Origin of the sequence: Pantoea sp. X85 (genome assembly GCF_029623675.1) — a bacterium.
Classification (GTDB): Bacteria; Pseudomonadota; Gammaproteobacteria; order Enterobacterales; family Enterobacteriaceae; genus Pantoea; species Pantoea leporis.
The window spans coordinates 624,504-650,778 of record NZ_CP121109.1; the positions used below are offsets into that span (position 1 = coordinate 624,504).

Below are 26,275 nucleotides of genomic sequence, written 5' to 3' on the forward strand. Positions count from 1 at the left end.
AGATCCTCCTTAATTTTGTGCCAGTTCGGCCTGCAGATTTTTCGCTTCCGCCGCTTCAGCGCGACGCGCAGCCACTTTGACAAAAGGCAGATAAATCAACACCGAAACTACGATGCAGATGATTTGCGTCACCACCGCGCCCATCGAACCGGCGGTAGAAAGCCACGCATTGATGATCGGCGGCGTAGTCCAGGGAACCATCACCACCGCTTTACCGGCAAAGCCCATCACCGTGGCGAAATAGCCAATCGAACCGGTGACCAGCGGCGTGATGATGAAGGGAATGGCGAGAATGGGGTTAAGCATGATCGGCATACCAAAAATCACCGGCTCATTGATGTTGAATAAGCCAGGTCCAAACGACAGTTTGGCGATTTCACGCATCTCTTTGCGTTTGGTGGCGATCATCACGGCGGTTAACAGTCCGATAGTCAGACCGGAACCGCCGATGCTCATATACACGTCCCAGAACGGCATGGTGATGATGTTTGGCGCTTCCTTACCCTGCTCGAAGGCGTTCATGTTGACCAGAATCGCCCCCAGCAGCAGCGGCTCTCGAATCGGTTTCACCATCTGGTTGCCGTGAATACCAATCACCCAGAACAGCTGGGCAACAAACATCAGCAGCAGAATGCCCCACAAGCTCTGCACCACCGATTCCAGCGGCTGCTGCACCACTTTGTACACCGCGTCGTACAGGTACATGCCGGTGATCTGATGGAAGATAAAGCCAAAGGTGGCGACCAGCGTGACGGTGATGATCGACGGAATCAGCGCAGAAAATGACGCGGCAACGTTCGGCGGCACGGTATCCGGCATTTTGATTTTCAGCTGTTCAACCTGCTCCAGCCGGCAGTAAATCTCCACCGACAGAATGGCGATAAACATGCCGAGGAACAGACTTTTGGTATCGGAGAACTGTTTCGCCAGCACATCGGTTACCACGTGCATCTGGCCATCCACCAGCATTTGCAGCGTGGTGGGCGTCACCGAGATGAAGCAGATGATCGCCAGCAGGCCGGGAAACAGCGTTTTAATGCCGTTAATGCGGCCCAGTTCGATACCAATCAGAAACACCGCGCCGATATTCAGAAAGCTCAGCGTGGCGTAGTTAATGCTGCTGGTGATCGGTTTCAGATCGGCGAGAAACGACAGCGCAGAGAAACTGGCGAGGCCATTTTTCGGGTCCAGCACCATGTTGGAAATCAGCACCGAAAACGCGCCGACGATGATCACCGGCATCAGCGTAATAAACGAGGCTTTGATCGCCATGATGTAGCGGTAGCTGTTGAAGCGCGTGGCAAAGCTACCCAGTGAATCGATAAGACGTTCCTGTAGAGACATTGGTCAACCCTCAGCGGTTTTAGGTGTTATGCATCAGCTTGATGGTTCGTGGCATACCAAAATGGCGATATTCGCCGTTAATTTCTGTGATCATGCTCGCGGAACTCCTTTTTGGTATTCCGGTAGCATCTTTATTACCAATTTGGCATACCAATAAGTGAGGCGGATATGGATTTTGAACAAACGATGATGGAGTTGCTGATTAATGCCGGTGAGGCGCGATCGCAAGCCATGATGGCGATCCAGCAAGCGCGTAAAGCTGACTGGCAAGCGGCGGACGAGGCTTTAGCGGCATCCGACGAGGCCGCGAAAGCCGCGCATAAAATCCAGACCGCGTTAATTGGTGCCGATGAAGGCAGCGGCAAAGTGCCGGTCACGCTGATTTTGGTGCATGCGCAGGATCATCTGATGACGGCGATGCTGTGCCGCGATTTGGCAGGCGAGTTGGTGCTGTTGCGGAAGGAGTTGCACGGGAAGTAAGGGTGCAGCAAGGATGAATAGTTAAACCATTCTGGAAGAATGCAGCTTCTGGCGATATAACATTGGTTCACTTCCGCCATCGCAGAGGAACCTATGGCGCTGTCACATGAAATGATTCTGATCTACACCACCTATTTCGTCGCTACCGCCAGTCCCGGCCCGAGCAATATGGCGATTATGGGCACGGCGATGAAACAGGGACGCGGCGCGGCACTGGCATTAGCGAGCGGCGTGATTGGCGGTTCAATGATGTGGGCGCTTCTGGCGGCTTGCGGGGTTCTCACCGTGCTGGCCACCTTTGCGCAACTGCTGATTGTGCTGAAGATTGGCGGCGGACTGTATCTGCTGTGGCTGGCGTTCAAGGCGGGGAAATCGGCGCTGCGTCGGCCAGATGCCAGTGAATTCGCACCGGTCAGCGAAAAAGCGCGCTTCGGCAGAATGTTTCGTCAGGGCATTTTGATGCACGTCGGCAATCCTAAAGCGATTTTGACGTGGGTAGCGATCATGTCGGTGGCGTTAAAACCGGGTGCGGCGGCATCAACCTTGCCGATGATTGTTGCAGGCTGCGCGGCAATTTGTGTGCTGGTGTTTGGCGGTTACGCGCTGCTGTTTTCCACTGCGGTGATGACGGCTTTCTACCGCCGCATCCGTCGTGGGCTGGATGCGCTGCTGGCTTGCTGCTTCACAGTTGCGGGATTGAAGCTGGTGTTTAGCCGGAGTTGATGTGGGCAGGTCGCCATCAATGGCGACCTGAAAAAACCATACTGGTGCGCATTTGTGCGCACCCATACATCAGGAATTATTCGGCGGCGTGGCGTCGGTTTCGCTGAACGCGGGCTTCTGGCGCGTTACAGAATAGACCACGTTTTTCGGGCTGTTCGGATCGGTGGTGACATCCACGGATGCGATGGTCACTTTGCCAAAACCAAACAGCGTCTGCACGTAACCACCAATCTGGTGTTTACCTGGCGCAACACGAATTTCTCGTTTTTCACCCTTCTTCAGCAACCCCGCATCCTGACCATCTACCGTCACATAGACAGAAGAACCGTCATCGGTACGCGTCACCAGGTGCGAAACATTAATCACCGTTGGGCCGGTCTCGAATGGAGAAGGCGAATCATTATTGTCGATTGGCGCGCCGGTTGCAGGCTGAGCGGCGGACGCATCCGCAGTCGCAGTGCTGTCATGAGATGTACCAGTAACGGCGGCAAGGCGGGCGCAGCCGGTGAGCATGATTGTTGCCATCAAAGTGGCTAAAGTGAAGCGCGATAACATCGTGACGAAAAACCCCTGCTAAATGAGAAGCGCGTATTTTAACGTGCCTTGCAGAGTGATGACAGTCACACAAATACAGTATTTTCCGAAAACCGCTTAATAAATACCTGGCTGAAAAGCGCGTCGCACGGAATGCGAAACGAAACGGCGGCCACGCAGGCCGCCGGAGGGAATTACCAGCTGTAGCTGACGGAAGCCACAATGGTGCGACCGCTGCCGTAGAAGCAGGCGCTTTCATTACTGCATGACGCCACGTAGTGCTTATCCGCGAGATTATTGACGTTGAGCTGCAGCGTGGTGCCACGCAGCGAGTTCGCCGCTTCGCCCAGCTCATACTTCGCCATCGCATCATACAACGTGTAGTGCGGTACTTTGTCGACGCCAATTTCATCCGCTGGCGCGGTGCCGGTATAACGTACGCCGCTGCCCAGCGTTAAGCCGCTCAGCACGCCATCAAGGAAGGTATAGCTGCCCCACGCCGACGCCGCATGACGCGGAATGCTCGACGGTGAATGGCCGATGCGCTGCGTGATGCTGCTCTCTTTGGTCACCGCATCGGTGTAGGTATAGGCCGCTAACAGTTTGATCTCTGGCGTAATCTGCGCATGCGCTTCGGTTTCGATGCCTTTCGAACGCACTTTACCAATCTGCTCGTTATAACCGGTCACGCTGTTATAAGCAGTGATATTTTTCTGCGTGATATCAAACGCTGACACGGTAAACACCGCATCCCAACCTACCGGCTGATACTTCACGCCCACTTCGGTCTGTTCGCCGGTGGTCGGTTTAAAAGGATCGGTGCCTGGCGCGCCGCTGTTGAGGTTTGGCTCGAACGAGGTGCTGTAGCTGACGTACGGTGAAATGCCGTTATCGAATGCATAAAGCAGACCCGCGCGGCCAGTGAACTTGTTGTCATTCTGCTGGGTTTGGCTGTCGTCGGTGCGATCCTGCGTGCGCACTTCGCTCCAGTCGTGACGTCCGGAGAGCAGCAGGTTCCACTGATTCCACTCCAGCTGATCCTGCAGATAAACACCCACCTGATCGAGCTTCTTGCGCGTGCTGGTAGTGAGTGTCAAATCGCTCTCGTTGATGCTGATGCGCGTCGGATTCGCCCAGTCGAGGATGTACTGATCGCCGCTGTCGCGCCACAGTTTGTTATCGACGTCGCTCCACTTGTAATCGAGCCCGCCGAGCACGGTGTGCGCGATGTTGCCGGTTTCAAAGGTGGCTTTCAGCTGGTTATCAAGACCCAACTCTTTCGACTTGATCTTGTCATGCTGTGGACGACGATTGATGGAGTGATCGTTATCGGCATCAAAGGTATACACCAGATATTTGTACGATTCGTCCATGTTGCTGTAGCGCAGATTCTGCGTGAAGCTGATGTTATCGCTTAAATTGTGCTCGAAGATATAGCCGATCGAAGTCTGTTCGCGCTTGGCTTCGTTGAAGCTCGGATCGCTGACGTTGAAATCGTAAGGGATAAACCCCGCGCTGCTCTCTTTCAACGTACCGCTGGCCGGCAGGAAGTTACGGTATCCCGCTTTCGGCTCGTTCTGATACATCGTCAGCAGCGTAAAGCTGGTGTCCGCGTTTGGCAGCCAGGTTATCGCTGGCGCAATCGCCATGCGCTGCTGCTTATTGTCCTTAACGAACTCATGTTTGGTGCTGGCAATACCGTTCAGGCGGTAAAACAGCGTGTTGTCATCATTCAGCTTGCCGCCAAAATCAAACGCCGCTTCACCCAAATGCTGGTTGCCGGTGCTGAGCTGCACTTTGTGAATGCTCTGCGCGGTCGGGCGCTTGCTGGTCATGGCCACGATACCGCCCGGATTCACCTGGCCGTACAGCACAGAAGCTGGGCCGTGGATCATCTCTACGCGCTCCAGCAACCAGGGATCGATCTGCCCCGCTGCGCCCGCCTGGCCGGATAAACCGTAGCTCAGGCCATCGAGGAATTTCGGCGCATAGCGGAAACCGCGCGCGATGATCTCATCATTACGGTTGGAGTTACCGCGATAGTTGGTCAACACGCCGCTGCTGTAGCTCAGCGCGTCCGCAACGGAAGCCGCAGCCTGATCGTCCATCTGCTCGCGGGTAATTACCGAAATGGATTGCGGGGTTTTGCGCAGCGGCGTCGCGGTTTTGGTGCCTGCCGCGCTCTCTTTCGCCACGTAGCCCTGCAGCGGCGAAGTCACGCTTTCACGCGTGTCGGCGTTGACGGTAAGGGTCTCTTCGGCAGCCACGCTGAAGGCGGCTGGTGTCACCAACAGAATTGAGGCCAGAGAAAGGTACAGAGGATTGAATCTGAACTGCCGTGCCACAGCAGGTATTGCTGAATTTTTAGCGTTAACGGACATAGTTGCCATCTCTATTTCAAACTGCCTTGTAAATGAAATAATCCGTTCAGTCGCCCTCGCCTAACGACAATGGCCGTAACGGATTGAAATATTAATCTCTTGCGTAATTGACGGTCCTAATCTCCCCGCGTGACGTCCTTCACAAAATAATCCACTGAAATTACGAAGGTTTATCAGGCACGAAAAATCATATTGCAAATGTAAATCGTTATCAATAGCATTTGCATTAGCTTTGATTAAGTAAAGACAGTGAACAAAATGTGGAGATGGGTTGCAGGATGTTTCAAACAAGCGCAGAAAATACGACGCAGACGTGGTTGCCCGCCGGAACAGTCGCGCAATGGTTGCAGCAGGCCGAAATAGGAAGCGAAAGCTGGTGGCAGCGGCTGTATGCGGTAGGTACGCCGCTGGTGGAGCGTGACGAAAGCGGTCAAACGACCATGCACTTCTTCTGGCGCGATCCCGAAGGGCATTCCGCACGTTCTTCCACTGAACGGGTTTATGTCGATATTAACGGCGTCACCGATCACCACAGCGAAGCGCCAGAAAGTCTGGTGCGCGTCGGCGACAGCAACGTCTGGCATTGGTCGACCGCCATTGAATCTGACTGGCGCGGCAGTTACAGCCTGATCCCCGCCACCGCGCAGCAGTTACCGCCGCTGTTTTGTGGCGATGATGCCGAATGCCGCGCGCTGCAGCGTAAGTGGTGGATCTCGCTGATGCCGCTGGCGATCCCCGACAAATTCAATCCCACGCCGCCGTTTCTCAGCAGCCGCCGTTTTGCGCTGAGCAACGCGCACATGCCGGATGCGCCGGATCAATCGGCCTGGCGCGCGCTGGATGCCGGCATGGCGGAAACCTGGCCGGATACGCTGCAAACCCTGCAGTGGCACAGCGCGTTGCTCAACGTCACGCGCAATGTCTGGCTTTATAACACCGGAACAGCCGCTCATCCCGAACAGCGTCCGCTGGCAATCCTGCTCGATGGACAAAACTGGGTGTACGGTCAACCGATTTTCAGCGCGCTGGATCAGGTCACCGCCGATGGCGCCCTGCCGCCCGCCTGCTGGCTATTTATCGATGTTATCGACAGCCAGCACCGCGAAGCCGAACTGCCGTGCAATGAAACTTTCTGGCAGGCGGTGCAGCAGGAACTGTTACCGCTGGCACGCCAGCACGCGGCGTTCAGCAGCGACGCCGACCGCACGCTGGTGGCCGGGCAAAGCTATGGCGGACTCGCCGCGCTCTATGCCGGTTTGCACTGGCCGCAGCGTTTTGGCCGCATTCTCACGCAATCCGGCTCCTTCTGGTGGCCGCATCGGCAATACATCCGCGACTACGCCAACCGCGAGCAGCACGCACCCGGCTTGCTACTGGAGCAGCTGCAACAGGGCGATTTACCGCCGGGCAAGCTGAAGATTTTCCAGGAAGTGGGCGATCGCGAGGCGGACATGGTGTACGTCAACCAGCAGATCGTTCCGGCGCTGCAGGCCGCTGGCCATGAATTACATTTTCGCCGCTTCGCCGGAGGGCACGATGCGTTGTGCTGGCGTGGCGGTTTGATCGACGGCTGCCGCTGGCTGCTGGCCGATTTTCTCTCCCCTACATCAACCTCTGAAGGTAACCACCATGTCTGAACAACAGAATCCGTTTGATAACGACGCGCTCGATTTTTTTGTGCTGCTTAACGCGCGCCAGCAATACAGCCTGTGGCCGGCTTTTGCCCCGGTTCCGGCAGGTTGGCACAACGTGGCGGGACCGCTGACGCGCAGCGCCGCCATTGAGTTTATCGAAGCAAACTGGCACGACATGCGGCCAGCGACGCAACAGACGTCGTCTACCGCGCATTAAATTTTTTTAACTTTCTCTTTTTTAAATTGTTTTTCTCGACAGGAATTGTCCTTTGGCATCGCTAAACAACTATTCTCCAGCCTATCCACTCGTCGCGGCGCAGCCCGGCATCTGGATCGCTGACAGCATTGCGCAGCAGCGCAATCAATTTACCGTGGCGCACTACAGCGTGCTGCACGGCGACATCAATCGCGCGGCGCTGGACAGCGCCATTCAGCAGGCGATGGCGGAAGCCGATACCGTGCAGGCACGCTTCGGCCTGGACGAACATGGCAATCCGGCGCAGTGGTTTGGTGCACAAGCGCCGGTCGCGCCGGAATGGCATGATTTCAGCCAGCGCGGCGATGCCAGCAGCCATGCTCAGAAACTGATGCAGGCCGATCTCGCTGCCGATCTGCCCGCCGACGGCGACAAACCGCTCTATCGTCACGCGCTGATGCGCATCGGCGACGGCAGCTGGCTGTGGTATCAGCGCTATCACCATTTGCTGGTGGATGGCTTCAGCTTTGAAGCGTTAACTCAACGCGTCGCAGCGATCTACGCCGCCCTTTGCGCCGGCGAAGCGCCCGCGCCCTCGCCGTTTACCCCGTTCACCACGGTGATTGACGAGATTCAGCAGTGGCAGGATTCGCCAGCTTTTGCCCGCTCCGCCAGCCACTGGCAAAGTTACGCGGCGGATTTGCCGGAAACCCTGACGCTTGCCAGTGAAAACGTCAGCGATCCCGGCGATCGCCCGATCAGCTGTCAGGTAACGCTGCCGCAACTGACCACGCTGCGTCAGCAGCATCCACTCGCCGACAGCAGCGAAGGCGATATCGTCAGCGCGCTGTTGGTGGCCTATCTGGCGCGCTTCAGTAATTGCCAACGTTTGTCGATTGGCTTCCCGTTTATGCGCCGCATGGGTTCGGCGGCGATTTCTGCCCTCGGCCCGGTGGTCAACGTGTTGCCGCTGATTTTCAGCATCAGCGATGAGATGACCTTGCCGATGCTGGTGCAGCAGGTGCAAGGCGAAATCCGCAAAGCGCGCCGTCATCAGCGTTATGAAGCGGAACAGCTGCGCCGCGATCTTGGTCTGGTCGGCAGCAGCCAGGCGCTGTATGGTCCGGTGATTAACGTCAAGGTTTACCACGACGATCTGCAGTTCGATGGCCATGCAGCTCCAACGCACACGCTGGCGATGGGCCCGGTCGACGATCTCGAGTTTGAAGTCGGCTTCCGCGCTGGCGCATTGCAGCTGACGCTGGTGGCAAACCCGCGCCGCTACGAGGCAAAAACGCTACAACGTCACGCCGAGCGCATCAGCCACGTGCTCACGCAATTTGCGGCGGATGCCAACACGCAAATCGGCGCGCTGTCACTGCTGGCGCCCCAGGAACTGATCGATCTGCAACGCTGGTCGACCGGACCAACCATCGTGCCGCCCGTCGCCACTCACACCATCGTCGATATCCTGCTGCAAGCCGCTGAGCACTACGGCGAGCAAACCGCGGTGGTGTGCGGCGCGCGCAGCCTGAGCTATCGCCAGTTAGCCGATCGCGCGATGCAACTGGCGCATCTGTTGATCGCGCGCGGCCTGCAGGCTGACGATGTGGTGGCGATTGGCATTCCGCGTTCGGTGGATTCACTGGTAGCGATGTTCGGCGTGCTGGCGAGCGGCGCGGCCTATATGCCACTCGATCTCGACTATCCGCGCGAACGCCTGGCGCTGATGTGCGATGACGCGCAGCCGAAGCTGCTGCTGACGCACTCCAGCACGCTGGCGCAAATGCCGGAGTTAACGCATCTGCTGATCGATCAGATTGCGTTGAGCACCCTTTCCACCGCACGACCCGATACCCAACTGTGCGGCGACGATCTGGCCTACATGATCTACACCTCAGGATCGACCGGCCGCCCGAAAGGCGTGATGAGCACTCATCAAGGTTTGCTCAATCTGTTCCTGTCGCACCGCGAGCATCTGTTTGGCCCGGCGATTGCGCGCTTCAGCGCCAGCAGCCCGCGCCGCATGCGCGCTGGTCACACCGCTTCCTTCTCGTTCGATTCCTCATGGGAACCGCTGTTCTGTATGCTGATGGGCTGCGAGCTGAATATCTTCGACGAAGAGCTGCGCCGCGATGCCTGGGGCCTGATTCAGCAGATGAACGCGGTGCCGGTCGATTTACTGGATATCACGCCGTCATTCTTCTCGCAGATGATCGACAGCGGCCTGCTGGAAGCCGATAACCATCGTCCCTCTTTCGTGATGATTGGCGGTGAAGCGGCCACGCCAACGCTGTGGAAGCTGATGCAGCAACAGCAGCAGATGGAGATCCACAACTATTACGGCCCATCGGAATACACCATCGATACGCTCGGTGCCAGCGTCATGGCGTCACCGCAGCCGGTGATTGGTCGTCCGGTGGGCAACAGCGAAGTCTATTTGCTGGATAACCAGTTGCGTCAGGTGCCAATTGGTTCTGCTGGCGAGCTGTATATCGCCGGAACCGGCATCGCGCGCGGTTATCTGCGTCGTCCCGATCTCACCAGCGGACGCTTTGTCGCTAATCCCTTCCGCGACGGCGATGTGATGTACCGCAGCGGCGACCTGATGCGCTGGCGTCAGGATGGACAGCTGGCGTTTATTGGCCGTACCGATCACCAGATTAAAGTGCGCGGTTTCCGCGTCGAACTCGGTGAAGTGGAAAATGCGCTGGTGGCGCTGCCGGAAGTCAGTACCGCTGTGGTGATCGCCGAAGTAATGGGCGCCACGCATCGCCTGATTGGTTACTGCTCGGTGCAGGATGATGCGCTGCGCGCCGATGCCGATCTCAACGCCCGTTTGCTGGCGCAACTGGCCACGCAGCTGCCGGATTACATGATGCCTGCGGTGCTGATGGTGATGGACGAATTGCCGCTCAACGTTAACGGCAAGATTGATCGTCAGGCGTTGCCGAAGCCGCAACAGGCGCAGCAAAGTCAAAGTCGCGCCGCCAGCACGCCGCAGGAGCAGCTGATTTGCCACGCGATTGCCAGTCTGCTGGGGCTGGAGAGCGTTGGAGCGGAAGATGATTTCTTCGCGCTCGGCGGCGACAGCATCTCAGCAATGGGGCTCAGCACCGCCGCCCGTCGCGCTGGCTATCTCTTGCGTCCACGCGAAATCTTTGCCGAACGTACCGCCGCCCGCATGGCGCGGGGTTTGCAGCCGCTGGCACAACACCACACCGGCACGCGCGTCGCGCAACAGGGCGCGATTGGCGGCTTGCCAATTCTGCACTGGTTCAACGCCCAGGCGGGCATCAATGCGCGCTTTGCTCACGGCGTGCTGCTGTCGGTGCCGCCGCAGTTGCAGCTCGCACAGGTAGAACAGCTGATCGATCAGCTGGCGCAGGCGCATCCGGCGCTCAACGCCTTTACGCGCGGCGATCAGCTGATTGTCGGCGAAGCGCTGACGACCCGCCCTGCCCGCGTGCGTGCGCTGGAGGTGCAGGACCGCGACCGCGCAGCGGAACGGGCGTTTAGCGAAGATGCTGAGGCGCTCGACCCGGCTAAAGGCGCGCTGCTGCACGCCACGCTGCTGCAGCAAGATGGCGCCAGCTGTGGGCTGGTGTTAACGCTGCATCACCTGATTGTCGATGGCGTCTCGTGGCGCGTATTGCTGGAAGAACTGCAACAGGCCGGTGACGCGCTGCTCAATAACACGCCGCTGGTGATCCCCGCCGAGGAAACCTCGCTGCACGACTGGTCTGCCGCGCTGCTGGCGAACCTTGCGGCGCGCGCCAGCGAGTTACCGTTCTGGCAGCAGATGCTGGCCGAGCCGCTGCCGCTTGTCGGTCAACGGGCGATTCAGTCCGGCGATCGCCAACAGCATCAACGCACGCTGCTGGATGCCTCAACCACGCACGCGCTGCTCAACACGCTGCCGCAGTACTATCGCGCCACCAGCGAAGAGCTGCTGCTGACCTTGTTGACCCTCGCTCTGCGCCAGCTCAACGGCAGCGCACAGCAGCGCGTCACGCTGGAATCGCATGGCCGTGCCGAACTACATGCGCAGCAGGATCTGGCGCGCACCGTCGGCTGGCTGACGGCAGAATACCCTTTACTGCTGCCGTTGCCAGAAAATCCACATGCGCCGCTCAATGAGTGCGTACGCGCGGTGAAAGCGGTACTGCGTGCGGTGCCGGATCGCGGCATTGGCTACGGGCAGCTGCGCTGGCTCGATGCACATCGCGGCGTGACGCTGGAAAAACTGGCGGCACAACACGCGCCGCAGGTGCTGTTTAACTACCTCGGGCGCTTTACACCGCGCAGCGGTGACTGGACGCCACAGCGCACCGCGCAACAGTTCCGTGACACTTTCGCGGTATTACAGGATGACGCGCTGCCGCTGCAGCACGCGTTGGAACTCAATGTCTTCGTTGAGGAGCAGCCACATGCGGCGCAGCTGGCGCTGAACTGGAGCTGGGCGGACGGCGTGCTCAACGCCGAAGCGATTGCCGATTTACATCAGGCAATGGCGGCTACCGCGCAGGCGCTGATCGCGCTGGCCCAACAGCAACCGCAGCACGCCGCCCACACGCTGGTGGCCGCCGAGGTGGCGCTGGAAGGCGTTGATGACGCGCTGCTGCAACAGCTGCATGCGCGTCACGGTGCGTTTAGCCATGCGCTGCCGTTGTTACCGCTGCAAAAAGGTTTGCTGTTCCACGCGCAAACCACCGCGCAGCAAGGCAGCTATAACTCATTAACCCGCCTGACGCTGAGCGGCGACATCAGTGCCGCAGCGGTACAAACCGCGCTCGACGCGGTGTTACAGCGTCATCCGCAGCTGGCGGCGCGCTTCGACGCCGAACTCAGCCTGCAACCGCTGCAGCTGATACCGGAAGGCGAATTGCACTGGCCGCTGACGCTGCTTCAGTTGGGCGAGGAAGAGGACATTCAGGCGTTGGAACATCAGGCGCTGGCGCAGGATCTGTTTAGCCAGCCAATCATGCTGCACGCCACGCTGATCGCCCATCGCGATGGCGCGCGCTGGACGCTGCTGCTCAACGCGCATCACTTGGTGGTGGATGGTTGGTCAACGCCGGTGATCCTCAACGATCTGCTCAGCGCGCTGCGCCAGCAAATCTTGCCCGCGCACAGCAGCAGCTACGCCGACATCGTGCGTCAGCTCAGCCAGCGCGACAGCCATGAAGCGCGTCAGCAGTGGCAAGCTTGCCTGAAAGACGTGCGTCCGACGCTGCTTTATCCGCAGGCCGCCGATAGCGCGGTCAACGAAAAGCGCATTACGCTGGATGCCACGCTGGAGCGGGAACTCCATGCCCTGTGCCGGGCGCGCGGCTTAACCCTGAACACCGTGATGCAGGGATTGTGGGGCTTGCTACTGTCGGTCGCCAGCGGCCAGCAAGACGTGGTGTTTGGTGCGCCGGTTTCTGGCCGTTTTGGTCATATTGACGGCATCGATCAGCACGTTGGCCTGTTCAGCAACACGCTGCCGGTGCGCGTGCGTTTCGATCATCAACGTCCGTTACTAGCGCAGCTCGCCGATCATCAGGCGCAGCAAATCCAGCTGATTGAGCAGGATTGCCTCGGCCTCGCCGAGATTCAGCAGTTGGTCGGCGCCGGTACGCTGTTCGATACCTTGCTGGTGGTGGAGAACTATCCTGACAACCAAACGCTGCTGGATGCCAAAGCCGCGGTACGCTGCGAAGCGATCCATAATCGCGGTTACACGCACTATCCGCTGACGCTGCTGGTGCTGCCGGGCGAACAGCTGACGCTGCTGATGGAGTATCGCGACTGCGTTAGCGAGCCGGAACGTCTGGCCGAGCGGCTGTTATTGCTGTTGCAACAGCTGGTCAGCACGCCGGATCTGCCGCTGACGCAGTGGAAGTTGCAAACGCTGGCCGAGCAATCGCTGCTCGCCTGGGTGAATAACACCGGCGTGCAGCTGGAAAATGAAACCCTGCAACAGGCGATTGCCCAGCAGGCGGCGCGCACGCCCGACGCGCTGGCGCTAATGGATGTCGACCACCGTCTGAGCTACGGCGAAATGCAGCGTCAGGCCGCGCTGCTGGCGGATCGCCTGATTGAAGCGGGCGTGATGCCAGGCGATATCGTCGCCGTGGCGCTGCCGCGCTCGGTGCGTCTCAGCATTGCACTCACTGCCATCCTGCAGGCGGGCGCGGCGTACTTGCCGCTGGATATCGGTTATCCCGATGAGCGTCTGGCTTACATGGTGGAAGATGCGCGGCCGTGGGTGCTGATCACCGAATCCGCGCTGGAAACCCGCTTTGCCACGTTTGGCACGCTGATGATGTTTGATGGTTTAGCCGGTGAACACATTCAGCCGCGCCATCCTTTGCCGCAGGCGGACGCCAGTCGCCCGGCTTACGTGCTTTACACCTCGGGCTCGACCGGTAAACCAAAAGGCGTGGTGGTGAATCAGCGCGCCATCGTCAACCGCCTGCGCTGGATGCAGGCCAGCTATCCGCTGCGCGCCGACGATGTAGTGTTGCAGAAGACGCCGTGCAGCTTTGATGTATCGGTGTGGGAGTTTTTCTGGCCGCTGATGACCGGTGCGCAGCTGATGATGGCGCCGCCGGAAGCGCACCGCGATCCGCAGGCGCTGTGGCAGCTGATCGACGATTATCGCGTGACCACCCTGCACTTCGTGCCCTCGATGTTAGCGGCCTTTGTCGGCCATCTCGCCGCGCAAACCGAGCAAGCTTGCCCAACGCTGCGCCGCGTATTCTGCAGCGGTGAAGCGCTGGCGTGCGACCTGGCGCGCAGCTATCAGGAGATGATCGCCGCGCCGCTGCACAATCTGTATGGCCCAACCGAAGCCGCCGTCGATGTCACCTGGCAACCGGCCAGCGGCAGCGCGCTGGATGGCCTCAACGGACCGGGCGTGCCGATTGGCCGTCCGGTGTGGAACACGCAGCTGCATATTCTCGATAGCCTGCTGCGACCGGTACCGGTTGGCGTGCCGGGCGATCTCTATCTCAGCGGCGTGCAGTTGGCCGATGGCTATTTGCATCGCGCCGACCTTACGTCACAGCGCTTTGTCGCCGCGCCGTTTGCCGAAGGCGAGCGCATGTATCGCACCGGCGATATCGCCAGCTGGCGCGCCGACGGCGCGGTGGAGTATCTCGGCCGCAGCGACGATCAGCTAAAAATGCGTGGACAACGTATCGAGCCGGGCGAAATCGAACAGGCGCTAGTGGCGCTGCCGGGCGTGGCGCAGGCGGTGGTGGCGGCGCGCGCGCTGACGCAGCACGCCACGCCGGGCGTCGATAACCGTCAGCTGCTCGGCTGGCTGGTGGCCGAAACGGGCGTGGCGCTGGATATCGACGCGGTGAAGCAGCAGCTCGGCGAACGTCTGCCGGCGCATATGCAGCCGGTCAGCTATCTGCTGCTCGACCATCTGCCGCTCAGCGCCAACGGCAAGCTGGATCGTAAAGCGCTGCCGGTGCCGCAGCTCAGCGCGCGCAGCGGCCGCCTGCCGCACAGCGCCAACGAGCGTTTGCTGGCGGATCTGTTCCAGCAGCTGCTTGGTTGCGACAGCGTGTTTGCCGATGACGACTTCTTCGCGCTCGGTGGGCATTCGCTGCTGGCGATGCGTCTGGCGGCGGAACTGCGTCGTCGTGAGGTGCCGCCGCTCAGCGTCGGGCAGATCATCGCCGCGCGCAGCGTGGATAAGCTGGCGGCGCTGCTTGACGGCGGTGCCAACAGTGAAAGCGGTGGCAACGGCGAACTGCTGCCGCTGCGCGCCGGTCACGGCCCGACGCTGTTCTGCATCCATCCGGCATCCGGCTTCGCCTGGCAGTACAGCGCCCTGCTGCACTATCTCGACGGCGACTTCCCGATTGTCGGCCTGCAATCGCCGCGGCCAAACGGCGTGATTGCTGCCTGTCACAGCGTGGAGGCGATGTGCGAACGCCATCTGCAGGCGATTCGCCAGCAGCAGCCGAGCGGTCCGTATTTCCTGCTCGGCTATTCACTCGGCGGCACGCTGGCGCAAGGCATTGCGTCACGTTTGCAGGCGCAGGGTGAAACGGTGGCATTCCTCGGCCTGCTGGATACCTATCCGGCAGAAGGTCAGGACTGGCGCACGCCGGATGCCGATGAAGCGGAACAGGAAGTGGCGCGTGAGCAAGCCGAGTTTATAGCTGCGACCGAAGATGAGCGCGATCCGCTACTGCGTGAAGAGAAGGCGGCGATGTTTAGCACCATCGTCGCGAACTACAAAGACGCCGTCGCACGCCTGGCTGAAGCGCGAACGCCGCGCTATGCCGGCCACGCCACGCTGTTTATGGCCGAGAAAACGCTGCCGCCGGAGATGGATGTGCGCGCCAGTTGGGCACCGTTCGTTGATGAATTGACGATCTTCCCGCTGGATTGCGAACACGCCGATATTCTTTCAGCAGATTCGTTGCAGGTGCTGGGACCGTTGATAAACCGTTTGTTAGCTCGGCGTTAATTAAGGCACATACCGTAGCGGCGCGATTCATCGCGTTTTGACAAAAAACGCGCAATAAGTTGCGCCGCTACGGGTGATGCAAATGTGATTCACCGTTGGAGATTTATGGCTAAGCCCTCGATATTCCTAGATTTCAGTTTGCTTAAAAACAATGCATCGTTCCGCGCGATATTCTGCGCGCGCATGCTCTCGGTATTCGCCCTTGGCATGCTGGCGGTTGGCGTGCCGGTGCAAATTCAGGCGATGACCGGCTCCACGTTGCAGGTTGGCGTGGCGGTAATGCTCGATGGCATCGGCATGTTCGTCGGCCTGCTGCTCGGCGGCGTGCTGGCCGATCGCTACGATCGCCGCAAACTAATCCTGTTCGCGCGCGGCACCTGTGGCATCGGTTTTGTGCTGCTCAGCCTCAACGCCTTCAGCCCAGCACCTTCGTTGCTGGCGCTCTACTTCCTCGCTTTCTGGGATGGCTTCTTTGGCGCGCTTGGCATGACCGCGCTGATGGCGGTGATCCCGCTAATCGTCGGACGTGAACATCTGGCGGAAGCCGGTGCGCTCAGCATGCTAACGGTGCGCCTCGGCGCGATTTTGTCGCCCGCGCTCGGCGGCATGATCATCGTTGCGGCGGGTGTCGGGTGGGCGTTTGCGGTCGCCGCGATTGGTACGCTAGCAACGCTGATTCCGCTGGTGCGTTTACCGTCGATGAAGCCCGAACAACAGGAGCCGGAGCATCCGCTGCGCGCGCTGGCGAGCGGCATGCAGTTTGTCTGCCAGCATAAAGTGGTGGGCGCGGTGGTGCTGGTTGGCTTGCTGCTCAGCATGGTTGGCGCGGTGCGTATTCTGTTCCCGGCGCTGGCGCTGACCTATCACGCCGATGCATCCGCATTAGGATTGATGTACTCGGCGGTACCGCTGGGTGCGATGATCGGTGCTTTTACCAGCGGCTGGGTGCGGCAGTTAACACGTCCGGGATGGGTGCTGATGGGCTGTGCGCTGCTGGCATTTGCCTGCATCGCCTCGCTCGGTCTTTACAGCCATCTGCTGCCCGCGCTGCTGGCGCTGGTGTGTTACGGCTACAGCAACGCCATCGCCTCGCTATTGCAGTTTATGCTGACGCAGCACCACACGCCGGATGCGCTACTGGGACGCGTCAACAGCCTCGGCACCGCGCAGGATGTGACCGGCGATTCGGTTGGGGCATTGGGTTTGGGGGCGCTGGCACGCGTGCTGGCACCGCTGAGCAGCGTGCTATGGTTTGGTGGACTGGCGGCGGGATTGCTGGTGCTGTTGTCGCTGGCGGCGCGCGGCCTGCGCACGGCGCGCCTGGGTGAACAACCGGACGCTCCGCAACCCGCCACCGCAGATGCTTAACGGGTAAACTGCCGCTCGATGCTGCTGAGCATATTGCTGGCGCTGTAGTAATCGAGACGAAAAGTATCGTTACCTACGGCAAAGATGTCGTGCTGCTGTACCGCCGGCAGATGGGCGAGGAATGGATTCTTCGCCACCTGCGGCACGGTTTTCTCATCAGCGGCGAACAGCAGTAGCGTGTTGCCGGTGATGCCATCGGCCATGTTTTCGCCATTCAGCTGAATAATGTCATTGCGCTTACCCATGCTGGTGCTGCCCTGAAAACTGGCGGGCGGCGCGGCCAGCGTAAAGCCCAAATCCTGTAATAGCGCGCCCTGCGCCGATGCTGGCGTCCACAAGTTCATTCCGCGTCCATCTTCGTAATAGACCAGCGCAGAGGTCGGCTGCGGCGGCAGCGTAATCTTGTGACGCACTGCTTCGACTCGTTGGTCGAATGCTGCGATCACCTTATTGGCATCAGCTTCATGGCCGGTAATCTCGCCCAGCTGCAAGGTCAATGCCTGCCAGCTCTTATCGCCGTAGTCGATCACTAACACCGGCGCGATGGTTTGCAGCTGATCGTAAAGGCGCAGCGCCGAATCGCCGCCGGTGGCGGCAATCACGATCAAATCCGGCGCTTCGGCGGCAATCGCTTCGGCATTCGGCTGTGAGATATAAAGCGGTTTAACCTGACGCGCTTTGGCCACCGCGCTCCATTGCGTAAAAAAGCCCTGCGCATCCGATACGCTGCTATTGCGACTGGTGGCGCCGGAGCCAACCAGCGGCGCGTTAATTGCCAGCAAAGTGCCACTCAGCGTAACGCTGGTCGAGACAATGCGCTGCGGCGGCTGTTGCAGCGTGAAGGGGCCTTTCGGTGTGGCGATAGTGCGCGGCCAGGCGGCGTCGGCTTGTACATGGGTGCAGATGAAAAACAGGCTAAGCAGCAGAGAAAGAGCGGGGAAACGCATCAGGTTGTCCATCACTTGATAGTTGAGAATAAATATCATTATCAAAAATAAGTGCGGGTGCAAGGGAAATTGTGCGTGGTTTCCCCTCTCCCGCAAGCGGGAGAGGGAATAATTAGGTGGAGAGAATGGTTAGGTGGGCGCGGCCGGCTCCTTTTCCCGCGCGCGGGAGAGGGCTGGGGTGAGGAGCAAACCGCACCAACTTACAACGAATAACGCGCCATCGGCGCCACAGCCTTAATCACGCCATTAGCTTGCATATATTCACCAAACGCCTGATAGCGCGTCCGATCAAACGCCGCACTGTGCGCGGCGAAATATGGCAGCGTGGCCTGCCACGCCTCGTGATTGAGCGGCGTATTCAGCTCGGGATATTTTTCGATAAACGCCTGCCATGCTTCCTGCGGATGCGCGCGTAGCCACGCCACGCCGGCATCCAGGCCACGTAAAAACGCCGGAATGCGTTTGTCCTGCGCGGCAGTTTTCTGGTTTGCCAGGATGATCAACTCATCATAAGCAGGCACGCCGTAATCTTCCGGCTTGAACATCGTTGGCTTCGCGCCTTTGTCTTTCAGATCCAGCAGCTCATAGTTGCGAAAGATGGTCATCGCGCCATCAATCTTGTGCGTTAGCAACGCGGAGGTGCCATCCATATTCAGGTTGATAAGCTTCACCGAGTCGGCATCAACGCCCTGCGCTTTTAGCATATTGCGGATCGCCACGTCTTCGGTGCCCGGCACCGCGTAGCCGATGGTTTTGCCAGCGAAATCCTTCAGCGAGTGAATATCGTCTGACACCGTGGTCAGCGTATTCAGCGGCTGATTAATCAACGTGCCGACGCGAATCACCGGCACCTCTTTATCCACCAGCGTGTAGAGCTGCGGCTGGTAGCTGACGGCGAGATCGACTTTGCCCGCCGCCAGCAGCAGCGGCACGGACGCCGAATCGGCGGGCGCGATCATCTCGACATCCAGCCCCTCTTTCTTAAACGCGCCGCTGTGCTGGGCAGCAAAAATCGCCGCGTGATTGGGGTTGATAAACCAGTCAAGCAGCAGGCGAACTTTCTCCGCCGCCTGCACGTTAGCGGTCGCCAGCAGCAGCAACGCGGTCAATGCCATTCGTAGGGTTTTCACGGTATTTCCTTATGTAGATTGCCAGAGGATTTTCTTGCGCATCAACGCCACGCTGCCCGAAAGCAGCAGCGCCAGAATCAGTAACAGCAGCAGCGCCGCGAAGCTGGTGGCGGTTTCCAGTCGCGCGTTGGATTGCATCATCAGATAGCCGAGCCCTTCGCTGGCGCCGACCCATTCACCAATCACCACGCCAATCGGGGCCAACACCACCGCCATCTGCAGGCCGGAGAAAAACTGCGGTAACGCGGCAGGCCAGCGCACGCGCCAGAAGATGCGGAAACGCGACGACGTGGAGGTTTGCGCCAGCTCCAGCCAACCGACCGGCGTACGGCACAGCCCATCAAACAGTGACAAGCACAGCGGGAAGAAAAGGATCAAAGCCGCCACCACCACTTTTGAGGCGATGCCAAAGCCGAGCCACAGCACCAGCAGCGGCGCGAGGGCAAACACCGGGATTGCCTGGCTGGCGGTGACCAGCGGAAACAGCACGCGACGCAGCAGCGTACTGGCGGCCATCAGCACCGCCAGCGTCACGCCCGCGCCGACGCCCAGCAACAGCGCCAGCACAATTTCCGCCAGCGTATAGAGCGCGTGATGCCACAGCAGTTGACGATGCAGCCACAGCGCCTCCAGCACCGCCTGTGGCGCGGGCAGCAGGAAACTCGGCACGCCGCTGTGACGCGCCAGTAACCAGCCGCACAGCAGCACCACGATCAGGTAGATCGCGCTAAACACTGTTTTCATGGGTATTCAGTCGGGAGAAGAGTTGCGCCTGCGCCTGCAGGACGTCGGGATGATCAAACGGACGCGGCGCGTCACCGCCGGGAACCGGCCAGCTTTCGATAGCCAGCGGCTGGCCTTGCAGCAGCAGAATGTCATCGGCCATGCGGCACGCTTCCAGCGGATCGTGCGTCACCAGCAGCACAGTTTTGCCCCGCAGTAATCCGGCGGTCAGCGTTTGCAAACTGAGTTTGGTCATCACATCCAGCGTGGCGAAGGGTTCATCCATCAGCACCACGTCGCGCTGCGCATAAAGCGTGCGTGCCAGCGCCACGCGTTGCCGCATGCCGCCGGAGAGTTGATGCGGGGGTGCATGCGCCACGTCGCTGAGTTTTACCTGCTCGAGCAGCGCTAGCGCACGTGGGCGATCCGGCTTGTCGCCGCTGAGCCGCGCCGACAGCATCACGTTGTCGAGCACCGTCAGCCACGGATACAGCAGATCCTGCTGGCCCATCCACGCCACGTTGCCGGTTAAGCCCTGCACCGTGCCCTGCTGCGGCTGAAGTAAACCGGCCACCAGCCGCAGCAGCGTACTTTTGCCGATGCCGCTGCGTCCCAGCATTACCGTGGTTTTGCCACCGCGCAGGTGCAGATTCAGCCGCTGACACAGCGGTTTATCGCCCCAGCTAAAGCTCACATCGTTGAACAGAATGTCCTGATTCATGGGCGATTGGCCGCCAGAATCGCCAGCTGATGAAATCCGCGCTGCGCCAGCGCGTTAGCGGCCTGCGCGGCGCGGATGCCGCTGGCGCACACCAGCACGATGCGCTGTTGGGCGGGGGGCTGCCACGCGGCGATCGCCTGCGGCAAGATGCGCTCAACGCCATCCGCCACGCTGACCGGCGCTTCTTCATAGCTGCGCAGTTCGACAATGCAGTCATCGGCGGCCAACTGTTGCGGATCGATAAACGGCACCGCATGTTCCGGCTCGTCAGCATCATCAAAGCGGAACTGGCGGAAGTGCCAGTTCACAAAATCGCAGTTCACCAGACAACCGAGCGGTGAAGGCTGTAATTCCAGCAGTACGCTGAGCACCATCTGCGCCTGCATCGCGCCAAGCGTTGCCACCGCCGGGCCCATCACGCCTGCGGTGTTGCAGTTCGCTGCCGATGACGGCAAGCGCGGGAACAGCGCGCGATAGCTCGGCGCGCCGCCACAGAATCCGCCGACGTAACCTTGCCGGCCCAGCACCGAGGCGCTGATCAGCGGCATGCCCGCCTGCATGCAAGCATCGGAAAGTTGGTAGGTGACGGCAAAGTTATCGGCGGCGTCGATCACCAGATTGCATCCCGCCAGCGCCTGCTGCAGATTACTGGCGCTCAGCGACTGTTGCAGCGCCTCGATTTGCACCTGCGGATTGCGCTGCTGCAAGGCGTGCTGCGCGCGCAGCACTTTGGGCTGGTCGATATCCTGCTGCGTAAACAGCGTTTGGCGATGCAGGTTATGCAGCGCCACCACATCGTCGTCATACAGCCGAATATGGCCGACGCCCGCGCCCACCAGCTGCGGCAGGAGCGTGGCGCCCAATCCGCCCGCGCCCGCCACCAGCACGCGCGCGTTAAGCAGCTTCTGCTGCCCTGCTTCGCCGATTTCCGCCAGCATCATCTGGCGTTGATAACGTTGCATGTTTGCCTGCCTCAAGTAAGATTTGCCAGGCCGAAGATCGGCGTGGACGCGGCGGCCATATCGCGCTTCTCCATCAGTCCGGCAGCGCGCGCGGCTTGTCCGGCCTCAATCGCCAGCCGGAAGGCGTGGGCCATGCCGATTGGATCGCCGGCTTTGGCGACGGCGGTGTTGAGCAGAATGCCATCGAAGCCCATCTCCATCGCCTGCGCCGCCTGCGACGGCGCGCCAATGCCCGCATCAATGATCAGCGGGATGTCGCTGAACCACGCACGCATGGCGCGCAGGCCGTCGATGTTACGCAAACCCTGGCCGGAACCAATCGGCGCGCCCCACGGCATCAACAGTTCGCAACCTGCTGCCAACAGTTTTTCGCCAACGATCAGATCTTCGGTGGTGTACGGAAATACCTGAAAACCCTCTGCGCTGAGGATGCGCGCGGCTTCCACCAGCGCGAAAGGATCGGGTTGCAGCGTGTCAGCGTGACCAATCACTTCCAGTTTGATCCATGCGGTGTTGAACAGTTCGCGCGCCATGTGCGCGGTGGTGACGGCCTCTTTTACCGTGTGACAACCGGCGGTATTCGGTAACACGCGGAGGTTAAGGCCGGTTAGCAGTTCGCGGAATGCTGCGCCAGCCGCACCTTCGCGCCGCAAACTGACGGTGATGATGTCGGTGCCGGAGGCGGCAATCGCCTGCTGCAAAATAGCGGGCGAAGGATAGCCAGCGGTGCCGAGCAGGAAGCGTGATTGCGGTTCAAAATCGTAAAACATCGCTTAACCTCCCTGCATCGGTGACAGCACTTCGAGCTGGCAACCTTCATCCAGCCGCTGCGTGTCGTACTGACTTTTTGGCACAAACGCACCGTTGTAGGCGGTGGCGACGCAGGCCACATCAATTTGCTGCTCGATCAGCAATTCGCTCAGGCTTGTTGCCTGGGTGTTGATGAGGCGGCCGTTAAGCTGAATATTCATTGTTGAGCTCCCCAGAAATGCGTTGCATTAGCTGCTCTGCCAGCATTGGCGCCAGCAGAAAACCGTGGCGATACATGCCGTTGAGATAAAAGGTGTGATTGTGATAGTCGATTTCCGGCAGATTCGTCGGATAGGCCGGACGCAGCCCGCTGCCGCTCTCAATCACGCGCGCTTCGGCTAACGCGGGATGGATGGCATAGGCGGCGCTGAGTAACTCCATCATGGCGCGCGCGCTGATGGCGCTGGCATCGTCGCTCTCGATCATGGTGGCGCCGAGCATAAAATGGCCGCCGCGACGCGGCACCAGATAGCAGGGAAAACGCGGATGCAGCAGACGAATCGGGCGGGAAAACTGTACTTCATCGCTGTGTAAAATCAGCATTTCGCCGCGCACCGCACGCAGACGCGGCAGTTGCGGCGCGGCGTGGATGCCGCGACAATCGATAATTTGGCCGCTCGGCGCGTGATTGCTGAATGACACGCCGCGCGCGATCAGCGCGTCACGCATCTCCTGCAACGCCAGACGCGGATCGAGATGCGCTTCACCGGCGAAAAACAGACCGCGCGCAAAGCGCCCTTCCAGCGCCGGTTCAATGTCGGCGGGGTCGACCCATTGATGCTGCTCGGTCATGCGGGCGAAACGGTTGAGTTCCTGGCTATCGCGCGGCGGCGCAACCACCAACGTGCCCTGATGCTCGACGCTGCTGACGCGCTGTTGCCACCACGCGGCGGCGTGTTGCCCAAGAGTGATAACATCGCGCGGCGCGCTTTCGGCTTCACACCAGGGCGCCAGCATGCCGCCAGCAAACCACGATGCCGGGCGGCGCGCGTCATCGCCAATCACCTCAACGTCTTCACCGCGTTCCGCCAGCAAAGTGGCTACGCATAGGCCCGCCACGCCGCAGCCAAGCACGCTCCAGCGGCTCACAGCGCCGGCTCCAGGATGTTCAAACAGGGGGAATTCACATCGGCCTCTCAGTGTTAGCTGAGACCCGCAGATACAGGAGAAGGGAAATGGCGCATCCATCGAGCTGGTTTGAGCGCCAGACAGCCCAATGATAAAGACTGTCAGTCTTCCTACGCCAGTATCAACTGGGTCAGGTTCAAAGGGTCGCTAAACCGCGCAGTGCGCTATTAGCCTCTCAGTCTCTTTGGTGAGACTCCCCCGACGCGTCTATTTGTATTGCAGCCGATGGTCGCCGTCAAGCGCGGAATAACCGGATGCTTTACGTGGCATTTAGCATCACGGCATTTATCGCTACTTAGGCTTTGTGGATCACAAACGTAACATATGGTATACAAACACATTATTTTATGCGCAAGAACAGATTACAGGTGATGTCGGAATAACCATGAACAATATTAAAATTGCATTTATTAAAGCCGGCTGGCACAAAGAAATTGTCCATAATGCCCTGGTGGGTTTTGAAAAAGAATTAGCCGATCAATCCGTAGAAGCGGAATTAAAAGTGCTGGAAGTGCCTGGCGCATTTGAAATGCCGCTGCTGGCTAAGCGTCTGGCCGAAACCGGCAAATACGATGCGATTGTCTGCGCTGCGCTGGTGGTTGACGGCGGTATCTATCGCCATGATTTCGTTGCCGCTGCGGTGGTTGATGGCTTGATGAATGTGCAGCTGACCACCAACGTACCGGTGTTCTCCGTTTCATTGACGCCACATAATTTCCAGCCGGTTGATGTGATTGAAAACTTCTATACCGAGCATTTCATTAAGAAAGGCAAAGAAGCGGCACGCGCGGTGTTAGCGATCCATAATTTGTCGATTGATTGATGCATTAAAAAGGGAGCACCTCTTCAGGCGCTCCCTTTTTATTTATGATGACCTTCAACGGCTCATTTTCAGAATAGTGCTAATCATCTCGTAAAATAGTCTTACGAATAAAGTATCAGCTATTCGTCATTAACGCTGTGGATGATTCACTTCCAGCGGACGCAAATCAAACACCAGCACTTCCGCATCATCACCGTTAGCAAACTGCAGCGCGCTTTCGTTGCGAACGCGTGCACCGTCGCCCTCTTTGAACTTCACGCCGTTCACTTCGATGCTGCCGCGAGCCACGTGAATATAGGCGTAACGATCGGCATCCAACGCGAAGGTTTGCTGCTCGACACCGTCGAACAGTCCGGCATAAACGCGAATATCCTGACGCACGCTGAGTGAACCGTTATCCCCTGCCGGCGAAATAATCAGGCGCAGCTGACCGCGTTTGTCACGTTCCGCCACTGAAATCTGCTGATAACCGGGAGGCGAATTACGTTCGCCAGGCACAATCCAGATCTGCAGGAAGTGCACGTTGTCCGTTTTCGAGTGGTTAAACTCGCTGTGCGTGACGCCGCTGCCGGCGCTCATTAGCTGCACATCACCCGGCACAATCACCGAACCGGTGCCCATGGAATCTTTATGCTCCAGCGCGCCTTCCAGCACGTAGGAGATAATCTCCATGTTGTTGTGCGGATGCGCACCAAAACCGCGACCCGGTGCAACGCGGTCATCATTGATCACCAGCAAGTCTGAGAAGCCGGTTTGTTTTGGATCCCAGTAACTGGCAAACGAGAACGTATGATGCGAATTCAACCAACCGTGGTCACCCACTCCGCGTTGTTCTGACAGGCGTTGTTCAATCATGGTCTGCTCCTCAAATTTGCTGTTGGGGGGCGATTGCCCTTCCCGTTGCAAACAAGTATACGTAAACTGATTTGCCTAACAATGCGTCAAAATGACAATGACTGTCACCGATAAGTGGACAATATGCAGATTGAAGATCTCCGTATTTATGTAGCCGTCATCAAAGCCGGCAACTTCACCGCTGCCGCCGAACAGCTGATGCTGTCGAAGCAGTATGTCAGCCGCCGCATCGCCGCGCTGGAGGAGTCGCTTGGCGCGCGGCTGCTGAATCGCAACACGCGTAAGTTGTCGGTAACCGATAACGGCCAGCTGTTTGCGCAGCACGCGCAGCGCATTCTGGATGATGTGCAGGAAGCCGAGCTAGCGGTATCGGGGCGTCGTCAGGTGCTGCAGGGCAGCTTCCGCCTGAGCGTGCCGATGTCGTTTGGTATCAGCCATTTGTCGCCGTTTATTGCCGAGTTTCTCAGCCAGCATCCGGGTTTGCAGTTTCAGGTTGAACTGGCGGATCGGCATGTCGATATGGTGGGTGAAGGATTTGATATGGCGATTCGCATCGGTACGCTGCCAGATTCGAGTTTGATCGCCAGGCGACTGGGCGAGTTCCGCCGCGTGATCTGCGGCAGCCCGTCCTACCTGCAGGGCGCAGGCGCACCGCGAACGCCGGAGGAGCTGAGCGAGCATTTGTGTCTGCGCTACGGGCGCGAAAGCCAGACCGGCTGGGAACTGTTTAACGGCGACCAGCGCAAAGTGATTAGCGTGCATGGGCCGATGGTGAGTAATAACGGGGAAATGCTGCGCGACGCAGCAGTGGCCGGATTGGGTCTGATTATGCTGCCAGAGTTTATTGTGGCGCCAGCGCTGGCGAGCGGTGAGCTGGTGAAGGTGCTGGAAGAGTGGCAGCCGACCTCGCTCCATCTCAATGCGCTCTATCCGCAGCACCGTCAGCGCAGTGAGATCAATCGGGTGTTTATGACATTTTTGCAGCAGAAGTTGGCGTAAAAATTAAGTCCCCGTTGCGGCGCGATCTAATGCGCATATCA

General features: G+C 59.2%; 20 protein-coding genes and 1 riboswitch. Of the genes, 8 read left to right on the top strand and 12 right to left on the bottom strand.

All coding sequences use genetic code 11. The features are described from left to right. Window positions 1-9 precede the first annotated feature (9 nt). Entirely contained in the window at window positions 10-1,344 is a 1,335-nt protein-coding gene (locus P6287_RS22500) for a PTS transporter subunit EIIC (RefSeq protein WP_277975087.1), read from the bottom strand. Between the two features lie 168 nt (window positions 1,345-1,512). On the opposite strand from P6287_RS22500, the gene P6287_RS22505 reads away from it, so the two are divergent. Both P6287_RS22505 and P6287_RS22510 read left to right on the top strand, forming a co-directional pair. Then, window positions 1,513-1,824 carry a PTS lactose/cellobiose transporter subunit IIA gene (locus P6287_RS22505; protein ID WP_277975088.1) on the top strand — a complete coding sequence of 104 codons (312 nt, stop codon included), beginning with the start codon at window positions 1,513-1,515 and terminating at the stop codon, window positions 1,822-1,824. Between the two features lie 93 nt (window positions 1,825-1,917). Then, window positions 1,918-2,547 carry a LysE family translocator gene (locus P6287_RS22510; protein WP_277975089.1) on the top strand — a complete coding sequence of 210 codons (630 nt, stop codon included), beginning with the start codon at window positions 1,918-1,920 and terminating at the stop codon, window positions 2,545-2,547. A gap of 69 nt (window positions 2,548-2,616) precedes the next feature. On the opposite strand, the gene P6287_RS22515 is transcribed toward P6287_RS22510, so the two are convergent. Together P6287_RS22515 and P6287_RS22520 are read right to left on the bottom strand one after the other, a co-directional pair. Next, the gene (locus P6287_RS22515) at window positions 2,617-3,102 is read right to left on the bottom strand and encodes a hypothetical protein (RefSeq protein WP_101761737.1); all 486 of its coding nucleotides are present in this window, start codon (window positions 3,100-3,102) and stop codon (window positions 2,617-2,619) included. Between the two features lie 173 nt (window positions 3,103-3,275). Next, complete coding sequence (locus P6287_RS22520; RefSeq protein ID WP_277975090.1) at window positions 3,276-5,462, bottom strand: TonB-dependent siderophore receptor; 2,187 nt, start codon at window positions 5,460-5,462, stop codon at window positions 3,276-3,278. Between the two features lie 278 nt (window positions 5,463-5,740). On the opposite strand from P6287_RS22520, the gene fes reads away from it, so the two are divergent. The 4 genes from fes (at window position 5,741) to entS (ending at window position 17,136) form a co-directional block, all read left to right on the top strand. Continuing rightward, entirely contained in the window at window positions 5,741-7,099 is a 1,359-nt protein-coding gene (fes, locus tag P6287_RS22525) for an enterochelin esterase (protein ID WP_277975091.1), read from the top strand. Beyond that, on the top strand, window positions 7,092-7,313 hold the full coding sequence (locus P6287_RS22530) for an MbtH family protein (RefSeq protein WP_110866731.1): 222 nt from the start codon (window positions 7,092-7,094) through the stop codon (window positions 7,311-7,313). Before fes ends, P6287_RS22530 begins: the two co-directional genes overlap by 8 nt. Before the next feature lie 52 nt (window positions 7,314-7,365). After that, complete coding sequence (locus P6287_RS22535) at window positions 7,366-15,768, top strand: non-ribosomal peptide synthetase (RefSeq protein ID WP_277975092.1); 8,403 nt, start codon at window positions 7,366-7,368, stop codon at window positions 15,766-15,768. 105 nt (window positions 15,769-15,873) lie between these two features. Next, window positions 15,874-17,136 carry an enterobactin transporter EntS gene (entS, locus tag P6287_RS22540; RefSeq protein ID WP_277975093.1) on the top strand — a complete coding sequence of 421 codons (1,263 nt, stop codon included), beginning with the start codon at window positions 15,874-15,876 and terminating at the stop codon, window positions 17,134-17,136. On the opposite strand, the gene fepB is transcribed toward entS, so the two are convergent. From fepB to P6287_RS22580, 8 genes are all read right to left on the bottom strand, one after another. Beyond that, on the bottom strand, window positions 17,133-18,083 hold the full coding sequence (gene fepB / locus P6287_RS22545) for a Fe2+-enterobactin ABC transporter substrate-binding protein (protein ID WP_277975094.1): 951 nt from the start codon (window positions 18,081-18,083) through the stop codon (window positions 17,133-17,135). The two genes, entS and fepB, sit on opposite strands and share 4 nt — an antisense overlap. Before the next feature lie 200 nt (window positions 18,084-18,283). Next, complete coding sequence (locus P6287_RS22550) at window positions 18,284-19,213, bottom strand: ABC transporter substrate-binding protein (protein WP_277975095.1); 930 nt, start codon at window positions 19,211-19,213, stop codon at window positions 18,284-18,286. 9 nt (window positions 19,214-19,222) lie between these two features. Continuing rightward, complete coding sequence (locus P6287_RS22555; protein WP_277975096.1) at window positions 19,223-19,957, bottom strand: ABC transporter permease; 735 nt, start codon at window positions 19,955-19,957, stop codon at window positions 19,223-19,225. Continuing rightward, complete coding sequence (locus P6287_RS22560; RefSeq protein WP_277975097.1) at window positions 19,941-20,657, bottom strand: ABC transporter ATP-binding protein; 717 nt, start codon at window positions 20,655-20,657, stop codon at window positions 19,941-19,943. Before P6287_RS22560 ends, P6287_RS22555 begins: the two co-directional genes overlap by 17 nt. Further along, window positions 20,654-21,619 carry a HesA/MoeB/ThiF family protein gene (locus P6287_RS22565; RefSeq protein ID WP_277975098.1) on the bottom strand — a complete coding sequence of 322 codons (966 nt, stop codon included), beginning with the start codon at window positions 21,617-21,619 and terminating at the stop codon, window positions 20,654-20,656. Before P6287_RS22565 ends, P6287_RS22560 begins: the two co-directional genes overlap by 4 nt. 11 nt (window positions 21,620-21,630) lie before the next feature. Beyond that, on the bottom strand, window positions 21,631-22,389 hold the full coding sequence (locus P6287_RS22570; protein WP_277975099.1) for a thiazole synthase: 759 nt from the start codon (window positions 22,387-22,389) through the stop codon (window positions 21,631-21,633). Window positions 22,390-22,392: 3 nt separating this feature from the next. Beyond that, a complete protein-coding gene (thiS, locus tag P6287_RS22575; protein ID WP_101761748.1) occupies window positions 22,393-22,590 on the bottom strand; it encodes a sulfur carrier protein ThiS in 198 nt (65 codons plus the stop codon). Beyond that, window positions 22,574-23,518 carry an FAD-dependent oxidoreductase gene (locus P6287_RS22580; protein ID WP_277975100.1) on the bottom strand — a complete coding sequence of 315 codons (945 nt, stop codon included), beginning with the start codon at window positions 23,516-23,518 and terminating at the stop codon, window positions 22,574-22,576. The genes thiS and P6287_RS22580 overlap by 17 nt, the downstream gene beginning before the upstream one ends. A 129-nt stretch (window positions 23,519-23,647) precedes the next feature. Beyond that, window positions 23,648-23,767: riboswitch (TPP riboswitch) on the bottom strand. A 175-nt stretch (window positions 23,768-23,942) separates the two neighbouring features. Here P6287_RS22580 and P6287_RS22585 point away from each other — a divergent pair. Continuing rightward, a complete protein-coding gene (locus tag P6287_RS22585; RefSeq protein ID WP_101761750.1) occupies window positions 23,943-24,380 on the top strand; it encodes a 6,7-dimethyl-8-ribityllumazine synthase in 438 nt (145 codons plus the stop codon). Between the two features lie 129 nt (window positions 24,381-24,509). Here P6287_RS22585 and P6287_RS22590 read toward each other — a convergent pair whose 3' ends face one another. Further along, window positions 24,510-25,235 carry a pirin family protein gene (locus P6287_RS22590; RefSeq protein WP_101761049.1) on the bottom strand — a complete coding sequence of 242 codons (726 nt, stop codon included), beginning with the start codon at window positions 25,233-25,235 and terminating at the stop codon, window positions 24,510-24,512. 123 nt (window positions 25,236-25,358) lie between these two features. Here P6287_RS22590 and P6287_RS22595 point away from each other — a divergent pair, with 123 nt between their 5' ends. Next, entirely contained in the window at window positions 25,359-26,234 is an 876-nt protein-coding gene (locus P6287_RS22595; RefSeq protein ID WP_192234573.1) for a LysR family transcriptional regulator, read from the top strand. Window positions 26,235-26,275: the final 41 nt, after the last annotated feature.